Source organism: Gilliamella sp. B2923, from assembly GCF_026536565.1.
GTDB lineage: Bacteria > Pseudomonadota > Gammaproteobacteria > Enterobacterales > Orbaceae > Gilliamella.
The window spans coordinates 1-13,064 of the sequence record NZ_JAFNNZ010000012.1 but is presented as its reverse complement, the minus strand read 5'-3'; the positions used below and the strand labels follow the sequence as shown (position 1 = coordinate 13,064).

Annotated in this window: 9 protein-coding genes; 8 read left to right on the top strand and 1 reads right to left on the bottom strand. The window is 36.3% G+C overall.

From position 1 onward, the window contains the following. The first annotated feature begins 792 nt into the window (after positions 1-792). Together mnmG and rsmG are read left to right on the top strand one after the other, a co-directional pair. On the top strand, positions 793-2,685 hold the full coding sequence (gene mnmG, locus J3U42_RS10845; RefSeq protein WP_267336454.1) for a tRNA uridine-5-carboxymethylaminomethyl(34) synthesis enzyme MnmG: 1,893 nt from the start codon (positions 793-795) through the stop codon (positions 2,683-2,685). Continuing rightward, positions 2,663-3,262 (top strand): 16S rRNA (guanine(527)-N(7))-methyltransferase RsmG, encoded by a 600-nt coding sequence (gene rsmG, locus J3U42_RS10840; protein WP_220218480.1) that lies wholly within the window; start codon positions 2,663-2,665, stop codon positions 3,260-3,262. Before mnmG ends, rsmG begins: the two co-directional genes overlap by 23 nt. A gap of 44 nt (positions 3,263-3,306) precedes the next feature. Here rsmG and J3U42_RS10835 read toward each other — a convergent pair whose 3' ends face one another. Further along, a complete protein-coding gene (locus J3U42_RS10835; protein WP_267336453.1) occupies positions 3,307-4,542 on the bottom strand; it encodes an N-acetylmuramoyl-L-alanine amidase in 1,236 nt (411 codons plus the stop codon). A 513-nt stretch (positions 4,543-5,055) separates the two neighbouring features. Here J3U42_RS10835 and miaB point away from each other — a divergent pair. From miaB to J3U42_RS10805, 6 genes are read left to right on the top strand one after another with little or no spacing between them, the layout of a single operon-like run. Continuing rightward, positions 5,056-6,483: a tRNA (N6-isopentenyl adenosine(37)-C2)-methylthiotransferase MiaB gene (gene miaB, locus J3U42_RS10830; protein WP_220218478.1), complete on the top strand. Its 1,428-nt coding sequence runs from the start codon at positions 5,056-5,058 to the stop codon at positions 6,481-6,483. A gap of 57 nt (positions 6,484-6,540) precedes the next feature. Further along, positions 6,541-7,020 carry a zinc ribbon domain-containing protein gene (locus J3U42_RS10825; RefSeq protein WP_220218477.1) on the top strand — a complete coding sequence of 160 codons (480 nt, stop codon included), beginning with the start codon at positions 6,541-6,543 and terminating at the stop codon, positions 7,018-7,020. Positions 7,021-7,043: 23 nt separating this feature from the next. Beyond that, on the top strand, positions 7,044-8,075 hold the full coding sequence (locus tag J3U42_RS10820; RefSeq protein WP_267336452.1) for a PhoH family protein: 1,032 nt from the start codon (positions 7,044-7,046) through the stop codon (positions 8,073-8,075). A gap of 18 nt (positions 8,076-8,093) precedes the next feature. After that, the gene (gene mrdA / locus J3U42_RS10815) at positions 8,094-10,037 is read left to right on the top strand and encodes a penicillin-binding protein 2 (RefSeq protein WP_366915718.1); all 1,944 of its coding nucleotides are present in this window, start codon (positions 8,094-8,096) and stop codon (positions 10,035-10,037) included. Positions 10,038-10,039: 2 nt separating this feature from the next. Further along, entirely contained in the window at positions 10,040-11,146 is a 1,107-nt protein-coding gene (mrdB, locus tag J3U42_RS10810) for a peptidoglycan glycosyltransferase MrdB (RefSeq protein ID WP_267336451.1), read from the top strand. Between the two features lie 14 nt (positions 11,147-11,160). Then, positions 11,161-12,336, top strand: coding sequence for a serine hydrolase (locus J3U42_RS10805; protein WP_267336450.1), 1,176 nt, complete (start codon positions 11,161-11,163; stop codon positions 12,334-12,336). Positions 12,337-13,064 lie beyond the last annotated feature (728 nt).

Here is a 13,064-nt window from a genome sequence, read left to right as displayed (position 1 = left end):
CTTAAAGTAAATCTGATATTGCCTTTATGGGCAACTTAGCATATTTATTCTTTATTGCAATATCTTGTAATGATTCCTATTGGCTTTGAGCAATTTCACACAGAATTTTTCGTGTTATTTTAGATTTAGATTACTTCCATAACGCCAGCCCAAAAAGGCTCTGCTTGATTGTATATTGCCTGAGATCTTAATAGTGTTTTGAAATAGCGTTTATTGAATAAATGAATTTTTTGATCACTACTTTTTCATTATCTGTTTCAATTACACTTTTACCGTCAGACTAACTTATTTTATACACGCATTTATAATATGTAATGCTATCAAATAGAGTTATGTTATTTATTATTGTTCTTATTCAAGAAGAAAAATTGCAAGAAAACCGGACAAAAAACAAGCGATCAAACTTAATTTTTGTGGATAACTCTGTGACAAATTCCCCTAATAAGCTGTGATGAGGGTATTAATAACCTAAAAAAATAAATCTTCTGTGGATAACTAAAACAATTATCAACAGCTTTAACCAAAAAAAGATCCGATCAATTAACAGAATTTCACGATCGATAAGATCCTATAAAATTGCAAGAAAACCTAGTTATCAACAAAAAGGATCCACACTAATAGTAGTAAAAATAAAAAAGATCACATAAAAGATCTTATTTAATTTAAAGCGCGATCAAAATAGATCATTTGACGTAACTGAAAAGATGAGTACAATTCCTAACGCTAAATTAAATCAGATCACCCGATCAAAAAAATACGATCACCGATAGATAAATAACAACGAGGCTTTATATGTTTTATCCGGATCTTTTTGATGTCATCATTGTTGGTGGCGGTCATGCAGGAACAGAAGCTGCCATGGCATCAGCAAGAATGGGCCGCAAAACACTTCTTTTAACCCATAATATCAATACGTTAGGTCAAATGTCCTGTAATCCAGCTATTGGCGGGATCGGCAAAGGACATTTGGTTAAAGAGATCGATGCAATGGGTGGGTTAATGGCACATGCTATCGATCTAGCTGGGATCCAGTTCAGGATCTTAAACAGCAGTAAAGGTCCAGCAGTTAGGGCAACACGTGCTCAAGCAGATCGATCGCTTTACCGTAAAGTGATCCGCACAACGCTTGAAAACCAAGAAAACCTAATGTTATTCCAACAATCGGTTGAAGATGTGATCATCGAAAACGATCAGATCGTCGGTGTAAAAACCCAAATGGGTGTCAGCTTTAAAGCTAAAGCGGTTGTACTCACAACTGGAACATTTTTAGACGGTAAGATCCATATTGGCTTAGATAATTACAGTGGCGGACGAACAGGGGATCCTGCAGCGATCGGCTTATCTAAATCATTACACCAATACCCTTTTAGAATGGGGCGCTTAAAAACAGGAACGCCACCAAGAATTGATGCCAGAACCATTGATTTTTCAAAATTAGGTACACAGTATGGTGATGATCCTGTTCCGGTTTTTTCATTTTTAGGCAATGCAAGTGAGCATCCAAAACAGATCCCTTGTTATATAACAAGTACCAATGAAACAACCCACGAGATCATTCGTAACAGTTTAGATCGTAGCCCAATGTATACAGGTGTTATTGAAGGGGTTGGTCCAAGATATTGCCCTTCTATTGAAGATAAAATAATGCGTTTTGCTGATCGTAATTCGCATCAGATCTATCTTGAGCCGGAAGGATTAGACAGCAACGAGATCTATCCAAATGGGATCTCAACAAGTTTACCATTTGATACGCAACTTGCTTTTGTGCGTAGTATGAAAGGGCTTGAAAATGCCAATATTGTCAGACCGGGTTATGCGATCGAATATGATTATTTTGATCCACGGGATCTTAAACCTACACTTGAAAGTAAAGTGATCAAAGGGCTATTTTTAGCCGGTCAAATCAACGGAACGACCGGTTATGAAGAGGCTGCGGCGCAAGGGATGTTAGCGGGATTAAATGCTGCCAGATTTGTTTATGATCAAGATCAATGGTATCCAACTCGTGATCAAGCTTATTTAGGGGTACTGGTTGACGATCTTTGTACTTTAGGGACAAATGAACCTTATCGTATGTTTACTTCGCGAGCTGAATATCGTTTAATGCTTCGGGAAGATAATGCTGATATTCGTCTAACCGAGATCGGCCGCAAGTTAGGCATGGTTGATGATTATCGTTGGCAGCGATTTAATGAAAAATTTGAAGCCATTGAACAAGAAAGAGCTCGATTACGAGACATTTGGGTGCATCCGCATATTGAAACTATTGATGAAGTTAATGCGGTATTAAGCGCCAATTTAACCAAAGAAGCTAATGGTGAAGAGTTACTCAAACGTCCTGAAATGAGTTATCAAACATTAAAATCATTGTCATTGTTTGCACCAGGTCTGAATGATGCGCAAGCGGCTGAACAAGTTGAAATTCAAGTTAAATATGATGGTTATATTAAGCTGCAAATTGAAGAAATCGAGCGGCAAAAACGCAACGAAGAGACATTAATTCCGGCGCATATCGATTATGCCGAAATATCGGGGTTATCGAATGAAGTGGTGGCTAAGTTGAAACAACACAAGCCAGTTTCAATTGGTCAAGCTTCACGCATTTCAGGTATTACACCTGCGGCTATTTCGATGCTATTGGTTTATTTAAAAAAGAAAAATTATGTTAAAAAAGAAACTCATTAATCTAATTGATCAAACGGATCTTTTGATCACAGATCAGCAAATAGATCAGTTAATTGATTATGTTCAAATGCTTAATAAGTGGAACAAAGCTTATAATTTAACCGCTGTGCGTGATCCTAATGAAATGTTGATAAAACACATCATGGACAGCGTTGTCGTTTCACCTTATTTAGTTGGTAACAGTTTTATTGATGTTGGCACCGGACCGGGCTTACCGGGCATTCCGTTGGCCATTATCAATCCTGATAAACAATTTGATTTAGTTGATAGTTTAGGCAAGCGTATTCGCTTTTTAAAGCAGGTACAATTTGAACTAAAACTGACTAATATTAATCCCGTTCAGAGCCGAATTGAAGCCTATTGCGATAAACAGTTTGACGGTGTAATTAGTCGGGCTTTTGCCTCTTTGCAAGATATGCTTAATTGGTGTAAACATTTGCCGAATCAACAAGGATCTTTTTATGCGCTGAAAGGAAGTGAAATCGATGCTATTCCTGCCGGTTTTACTTTGAAACAAGATATTAAATTAACGATTCCTGAGTTAGATGCTGAACGGCGTTTAGTCATCATTCAATAGTTTTATACTAAAACGTAGGTATTTTCTGAAAGTTTTTGACAAAACTAATTCTTACGTTTTTTTAAGTAATCTTTAATACCATTTAAAATGGCTTTTGATATCTGATTTTGGAATGAAGCCGTTTTTAGCTTTTTCTCTTCATTTATATTACTGATAAAAGCTGTTTCAACCAAAACAGAAGGGATATCGGGGGCTTTTAATACCGCAAAACCTGCTTTTTCAATTGATGGTTTGTGTAATTGATTGACCACTTTCATACGATTTAAAATGGCATTACCCAATAACACACCATTACTTAGTGTGGTTTTTTGTACCAGGTCTAAAATTGTATTATCTAAGTACTTATCACCACTACGGCTAACGCCACCGATTTGGTCAGCTTTATTTTGAGTTTGCGCTAAATAGCTAGCTGCTGAACTACTGGCACCTTTGGTTGATAAGGCAAAAACTGTCGATCCTTTTACCGATCGGTTGGTAAAGGCATCAGCATGGATTGAGATAAACAGATCTGCATGCAACGAGCGAGCTTTTGCAACTCGCACATTTAAAGGGATAAAGACATCTTCGTTGCGCGTCATGTAGACTTTTATATTTGGCTCTTTTTTTAGCAGGTTGTAAGTCCGGCGAGCAATTTGTAAAACAATATCTTTTTCTCGGGTCTTTTTATATCCTATAGCGCCGGGATCTTCACCACCATGGCCTGGATCTAGCACAACAACAACTGGGGCATTTTTATTTTTATTCGTAGTTGTTTTGATCTGTGATTGTTTTTGGTTCAAGTCGCCTTTGGTGTACTCTTCGAGCAATGCCAGTAACGGATCGTCATCTTCCGGTGAAGCAGATTTAGACGGATAAAGATCCATCACTAAACGATGTTTAAACGTTTCAATAGGCGGTAACGTGAATGTATTTGGCTCTACACCTTGCTTTAATACAATCATTATTCTGACCGTTTTAGGATCAAGTTGTAAAACTCTGATTGATTTTATATAAGGATCGTGGTTTAAAACTTTTGATGAAATACTTTTTAGTGTAGTATTTAAATCCACTTTATCTATGTCTATCACCATTCTGTCAGGGTTACGTAGTGCAGAACGTTTATAGTTAAGTTTGATATTTGATTCTAACGTGATGCGAGTATAAGTTGAAGAAGGCCAAACACGAACAGCAACAATCTGTGCCTTTGTCGCAGCAAAGCCAACACGAGAAACTGACAATAAACAAGTCGCAATAATGCCCTTAACTAAAAGACGTTTTGTTGGACTAAATGTTTTTGACATATCTTCTTACTTTCATCTGTTAGGTAAATTAGTCGCAGATAATAACATAAAATAAAAACATGTTAAGAAGAATGATTATCATAATCGGTTGTTTAATTAAAAATTTAGTCTGCTCAGTTATAAAAGGTTTTGTTGATAATCATTTTTATATTATTAATGCCAATAATAAAACATATATCACCGGGTGTTATGCGTTTAAAATAACGATTAAGACGATTTAGACTTTTTTAATCTGGGTTTTTAGGTCTATTTTAGCTGGAATTTATTGGCGATAAAAAATTGTAATGAAAACGGTTTCAATTTGTTTATTTATTACTCATTAACTATAAACTTCTATGAAATTATTAGTTAGAATGAATTAAAAAATATTTTTTTACTTATCAATGATAAAAAGACTAATTTAAGCTCATCTTTATATAGACCCTACATTCACAAAGGATTACAATATAGCACGCTAAAATCGCGGATTTAAACCCGTTTTCATTTTAACAATTAAATATAGCTGAGTTATTGATGAGCAAAAAATTACATATCAAAACTTGGGGCTGCCAGATGAATGAATATGATTCAACTAAAATGGCCGATCTCCTTGAATCCACCCACGGTTTAACATTAACAGACAATGCAGAAGAAGCGGATATTTTATTATTAAATACCTGCTCTATTCGAGAAAAAGCACAAGAAAAAGTTTTTCACCAATTGGGACGCTGGAAAAACTTAAAACAACATAACCCTGATATTATTATCGGTGTGGGGGGATGTGTGGCTTCTCAAGAAGGTGCCCACATACGTAAACGAGCCCCATTTGTCGATATTATTTTTGGGCCACAAACTTTTCACCGTTTGCCAGAGATGATTGAGCAAATTCGTAGCGGTAAAGGTAACCATGTTGTGGATGTTAGCTTTCCTGAAATTGAGAAATTTGATCGCTTACCTGAACCACGTAGCGAAGGCCCAACGGCTTTTGTGTCAATTATGGAAGGGTGTAATAAATATTGTACTTATTGTGTTGTACCTTATACCCGTGGCGAAGAGGTCAGTAGGCCTTGTGATGATGTAATTTACGAAATAGCACAGTTAGCAGAACAAGGTGTGCGTGAAGTTAATTTGCTTGGGCAAAATGTGAATGCATATCGTGGTCCTACTTTTGATGGCGATATTTGTTCGTTTGCCGAACTACTTCGTTTAGTTGCTGCCATTGACGGTATTGATCGAATTCGCTTCACGACTAGTCATCCTATTGAATTCACTGATGATATTATCGATGTTTATCGTGACACGCCGGAACTGGTTAACTTTTTGCATTTACCGGTGCAAAGTGGATCTGACCGTGTTTTAAATTTAATGAAACGAACTCATACAGCGATTGAGTATAAATCGATTATTCGAAAATTACGTAAAGTTCGTCCTGATATTCAAATCAGTTCTGATTTTATTGTCGGTTTTCCGGGTGAAACACAGGAAGATTTTGAACAAACCATGAAACTAATTGCCGATGTCAATTTTGACTTAAGCTATAGCTTTGTTTATTCAGCACGCCCTGGCACACCCGCAGCTGAAATGGAAGATAATGTTTCTGAGGAAGAGAAAAAACAACGTCTTTATATCCTGCAAGAACGGATCAATCAGCAAGCAATGCAATTTAGCCGTCGTATGCTAAATACAGTGCAACGTATTTTAGTCGAAGGACCATCCAAAAAAGATCTCATGGAATTAACGGGCAGAACTGAAAATAACCGTATTGTTAACTTCGAAGGTCATCCAAATATGATTGGTAAATTTGTTGATGTTGAAATTACCGATGTTTATCCAAATTCATTAAGAGGTAAAGTCGTGCGTACCGAGGATGAAATGGATCTGAGGGTGAGTCAATCACCTATGTCTGTGATTTCAAGAACTCGCAAAGAAAACGATCTAGGCGTTGGTATTTATCATCCATAATTAAATAACGTATTTAATTATAAAAATAATATTATTTCATAACGGAAAGGAAAGAAAATGTTCATTATATTTGGTTCTAGAGGTCGTGAAGTAGATGAAGAAACAGGGCAATTTAATTGCCCTAATTGTTGTACTGTGCAAAACATCAAATCAGATGAAAAACAACAAAAATATACGCAAGTTAAAATGGCAAGATATTTTACGTTGTTTTTTATTCCAATATTCAGTTTTCAAACATTAGGAAGATACATTAGATGTAATCATTGTCATTCAGAATATAATGAAAATGTTTTAAACTATGTACCGCCTAGCTTAGAAGAAGAAATAGGCAATGATGTTGAGCAAGAATTAAAAAGCGGTACACCAATCTCAATGATGATCAATAAACTAAAAACGCAAGGTTTAGATCAACAACAGGCGACCAGGTTGGTTGATCAGGTTGTGTCGGGAAATATTGTGACTTGCCAGCATTGTAAAATGGAATTTTTAAAAGGCGTTGAAAAATGCTCTTTATGTGAAGGAAAACTTAGCAATTAACATAATAATTAGAGGGCTTATTATTGAAAATTATTACACATCAAACCGTGCTTGAACCAGATGATAATCAAAGGTTAAATAGTCTTTGTGGCCCTCATGATGATAACGTTAAACAACTTGAACGTCGACTTGGTATTGAAATTAATCATCGTGGTAACTTGTTTTCAATCACAGGCGATAAGATTTGTGTTGAGGCTGCCAATGAAATTTTGCAGTCTCTTTATAAACAAACTAAATTAAAAACTAAAGTTGTTAATATTGAACCAGAGCAAATTCATCTAGCGATTAAAGAATCAGGCGCGCTTAACAAAGTTAGTGAACATTTACCTGCCTATATCGATCAACATGGTGGCAAATTAGTCATGATCAAAACTAAGCGTGGCGTGATTAAACCGAGAACGGCAAATCAAGCACAGTATATTGCGCATGTTTTAGATTATGATATTTCCTTTGGTATTGGTCCGGCCGGAACGGGTAAAACTTATTTGGCGGTAGCTGCTGCGGTTGATGCGCTTGAAAAACAACAAATTCGTCGAATTGTGTTAACTCGCCCTGCGGTAGAAGCGGGCGAAAAACTGGGCTTTTTACCCGGTGACTTAAGCCAAAAAGTGGATCCTTACTTACGTCCGCTTTATGATGCTTTATTTGAAATGCTGGGATTTGAAAAGGTTGAAAAATTAATTGAAAAAAGTGTGATTGAAGTTGCACCATTGGCTTATATGCGTGGGCGTACACTTAACGACGCTTTTATTATTTTAGATGAAAGCCAAAATACCACCATTGAACAGATGAAAATGTTTTTAACACGCATTGGTTTTAATTCTAAAGCGGTCATCACTGGTGATATTACCCAAATCGATTTACCCCGTCATCAAAAATCCGGCTTACGACATGCAATAGAAGTGTTAAGCCAAGTTGATGAAATCAGTTTTAACTTCTTCAATAGCGAAGATGTCGTACGTCATCCGGTAGTGGCTAAAATAGTGAATGCTTACGATAAATGGGAAGAACAACACCATAATAAAAAGCAACATCCACAAGACAATAGTATATAGAGGAGTAATATTATCTCTATCTCAAGTAAAAAAAAGAAAGGCAATATTCGTGATCATTCGGCAGAAACTAATTTATTTTTGCGTAGGGCGCTATTTGCATTTGTTGTAATTATTTTATTGTTGTCTGTTTTACTTGGCAATTTAGCTGATTTGCAGATTTCAAATTTTAGTTATTACAGTACCAAATCGAATAATAATCGTATCGAAATCATTCCTATTCCACCAAGCCGTGGCATGATTTACGACCGTAATGGTACTCCATTAGCTATCAATAATATTACTTATCAACTTAATATTATTCCTGATAAAACCAAAAATTTAAAAGAGCAGTTTGAGCAATTAAAAAAAATTGTTGATTTAACCGATGAAGACATTGAAAACTTCTATAAAGAGCGTCGCAACTATCGAGCACATCGGCCAGTGCCTCTAAAAGAGAATCTGACTAACGATCAAATCGCTCGTTTTGTTGTTGATCAGCATCGTTTTCCATTTGTTTCAATAGTGAAAATACAACATCGGTATTATCCATATGGCGCTTCACTTACGCATATTCTCGGTTATATTTCGAAAATCAATAGCCAAGATAAAAAACGTCTTGAAGAGGAGAATAAAACCAGTAATTATGTCGCTACCCTCAATATCGGAAAAATGGGGATTGAACGTTACTATGAAGATGTATTGCATGGCACGGCAGGTTATGAAAAAGTCGAAGTAAATAGTCGGGGACGTATTGTCCGTATGCTTGAACAACATCCACCACAAGCAGGTGAAGATATCTATTTATCGATCAACCTTAAGTTACAACTCTTTATTGAACAGATCCTAGCTGGGCGTAAAGCGGCCGTTGTGGCTATCGATCCTAATAATGGTGAAGTATTGGCTATGGTATCTAGTCCTAGTTATGATTCAAATGATTTTGTCGGTGGCATATCAAGCGCTAAATATAATGACTTACTTAATGATCCGAATAAACCATTATTTAATCGTGCTTTATTAGGTGCTTATCCACCAGCTTCAACAGTGAAACCTTTTATCTCTATTGCTGCGCTAAGCGAAGGTGTTGTTACACCAAAAACGGTGGTTAACGATCCCGGTTGGTGGCAATTACCCGGAACGGAAAAACGTTATCGAGATTGGTTAAAATGGGGACATGGCCGTGTTGATGTGCTAAAAGCGATTGAAGAGTCAGTAGATACCTATTTTTATCAAGTTGCTTATGATTTGGGCATTGATCGTTTAAACGACTGGATGACTAAATTTGGTTATGGCGAACGCACAGGCATAGATATCTCTTCAAATGAAGAAACTCGTGCTGTTATGCCAAGTCGTGAATGGAAAATAAAACGCCACAAAAAATCTTGGCTACAAGGTGATACCATTCCGGTTGGTATCGGGCAAGGGTATTGGACTGCTACTCCAATGCAAATGGCAAAAGCCTTAACCATTTTGATTAATAATGGTAAAACTTATACTCCTCACTTTTTATTATATAAAAAAAGTGACATTATCAATTCAAACGAAAACAAGCCAGATATAGATCCGCAATCATTTGAGCAACCTAATGATTTAATTGATGTGAAAGCTAACTATTGGCAACTAGCCAAAGAAGGTATGCATAGAGTAATGTTTGGCTCGCATGGTACAGCCCGCAAAGTTTATGCCGGGGCACAGTATCAAGCTGCAGGTAAATCAGGTACAGCGCAAGTTTATGGTTTGAAAGAAAACGAAACTTATAATGCACATAGAATACCCGAACATTTACGAGATCATGCTTTATTTGTCGCTTATGCTCCGTATGATAAGCCAAAAATAGCTCTAGCAATTGTGCTGGAAAATGGCGGAGGCGGTAGCTCTAACGGCGGCGCCGTGGCTCGAAAAATACTTGATTACTATCTGCTTGGTGATAATTCTAGCGAGTCAGATGATGCTTCATCAAATTCAGGACAAGGAAATGAAGATTAACTATGAATAATATTAAAAAATCTTTCTGGCAAAAGATACACATAGATCCACTTTTTTTTCTATTTATTAGTTTATTACTTGCATACAGTCTTTATATTCTTTGGAGTGCTAGTGGTCAAAGCATCGATATGATGGAAAAGCGTGTAGTACAAATACTACTTGGTTTTATTGTTATGATTTTCTTTGCGCAATTTTCACCGAGATCCTATGAAAAATGGGCACCATATTTATATGTAGTTTGTATTATTGTTCTTTTGTTAGTTGATATATTTGGTTACACCAGTAAAGGCGCACAACGTTGGTTAGATTTAGGCGTAATACGTTTTCAGCCCTCTGAGATTGCTAAAATTGCCGTACCATTAATGGTGGCTAAATTTATTCATCGAGATGGTTGCCCTCCACCACTTAAAACAACGTTGCAAACCCTTGCAATCATTGGTGTGCCAACATTATTAGTTGCTATGCAACCGGATTTAGGTACCGCAATTTTAATTGTCATGTCAGGTATCTTCATTATCTTTTTGGCAGGCATTGACTGGCGATTTATTCTTGTTGCGTTGATTTTAATTGCGGCATTTTTACCGATTATGTGGTTTTTCTTAATGCATGACTATCAGCGAGAACGGGTATTAACCCTGTTTAATCCTGAACGCGATCCAAATGGTACTGGCTATCATATAATTCAATCTAAAACCGCCATTGGATCAGGTGGTATATGGGGTAAAGGTTGGCTTCATGGTACTCAATCGCAATTAGAGTTCCTGCCAGAAAGACATACTGACTTTATTTTTTCGGTGATTGCTGAAGAGTTTGGTTTTATCGGAACTGTGGTTTTATTAGTGCTATTTTTGTGTTTAATTATACGTGGACTTGTTATTTCTGCACAAGCACAAACCACTTTTGGCAGAATATTATCAGGTGGTTTAATTTTAGTCTTCTTTGTTTATGTGTTTATTAATATTGGTATGGTCAGTGGAATCTTACCAGTAGTTGGTGTACCATTACCGCTAATAAGTTATGGTGGCTCATCTTTAGTCGTTTTAATGGCAAGTTTTGGCATTATGATGTCTATTCATACACATCGATATATGTTATCTAAAAATATTTAACGGAATTTAATTACATGAAAAAGAAATTTAAATTATCTTTTGCTTGGTTAGCACTTGCTATTTGTACTTCAGCATCAGCTGATATCCCTATTCCAGCTATTCCCAAATTAGATGCTGAAGCTTATATTTTAATTGACGCCAAATCAGGCGAAATTCTTGCGCAACATAATGCTGAACAACAGCGCGATCCGGCTAGCTTAACCAAAATGATGACCAGTTATGTCGTTGGTCAAGCGTTGCATTCTGGTCGAATTAAAAATGATGACATGGTTGTGGTTAGTAAAGATGCCTGGGCAACCGGAAATCCTATATTAAAAGGCTCGTCACTCATGTTTCTCGAAGTGGGTAAAACCGTTTCGGTTTCCGATCTCAACAAAGGTATTATCATCCAATCAGGTAATGATGCCTGTATTGCAATGGCTGAACATGTTGCCGGAAGCCAAGGCGCATTTGTAAACTTAATGAATGATTATGCGCAAAAAATTGGTTTAACCCATACTCACTTCGAAACTGTGCATGGATTAGATGCACCGGGGCAATATACTACCGCTAAAGATATGGCATTACTCGGTCAAGCACTTATCCGTGACTTGCCGCAAGAATACGCTATTTATAAAGAAAAAGAGTTTACTTATACATTATCAAAACCACAAATGAACCGAAATGGTTTACTTTGGGATACGACGTTAAATGTTGACGGTATTAAAACAGGTCATACCAATGCTGCGGGTTATAACTTAGTCGCTTCCGCTGTCGACGGAAATACCCGATTAATTTCAGTTGTATTAGGTGGGCGCACTTTTAAAGGTCGTGAACAAGAGAGTAAAAAACTACTGGTTTGGGGCTTTCGCTTCTTCGAAACCGCAAATCCAGTCAAGGAAGGTACACCACTTACCACTGAATCAATATGGTATGGTGATGAGAACAAAATTCAACTAGGGGCTATTAATGGTGCATTTATAACTGTACCAAAAGGCCGTGCTGCAGATGTTCAAGTTCAATACAAAATTGACGATTATATTTATGCGCCAATTAAAAAAGGAACAACTGTAGGCAAAATGCAATTTTTATTAGATGGTAAAGTCATCAATGAGCAACCATTAGTTGCATTACAAAATGTTGAAGAAACAGGATTCTTTGGCAGTATGTGGGATTGGATTTGCTTACAGGGGCATAAATTATTTAATTAAGATTGTCTCAATTAGCGTTCTGCAAGTTAAGCTTGCAGAACGATTTTTTTCCGGTTGCAATCATTCAGATCACCTCTTTTTATCTAACATTGCTTATTTCATTTTAAGCTTCGATAAATTTTAAACGACTTAAATACTAATTGGTTGGTATTCTATCAGTTTCAATAAATTTACTTTTTAAAATTAATTTATTGATTTTATTTAATTTGTTTCAAAAAACTTGCAAAAACTCATAATATCATGTAATTTTTATATTATGTTATTTAATCTATACCGATAACTAATATCGTTAATTTAAAAAAGTGATTCAATTAGGATAGCGATCAAGGAAGTTAAAGCGCAGTTGGGTGATCGTAGTTTTCGACAAATGGACATGTAGAAAACCTATTTATAATCGAATTTTGATGCGACTTAAACATTACACGCCTTCCTTTAAACACACTGTAATATCTATTCACAACCGATAACGTTTTTCGGTTTGTTATTATCAAACTATCACTTGTCAATTTCTGATAACCGTCAGGAAAATGAATAGATTTAAATGATTAAAAGCATAATGACTTATTAATATTATAAAAATAAATGGATTATAAAATAATAAAAAGGAACACATCATGGCAAAGGACCCAGCCAACCAGATTCCAAACGACCCCGTCAAACAGGTACAGCAATTTGGTAAACAGTTACTCCTTGGACTCCATGAACTGACCGGCTTAGCTGTCAGCCAT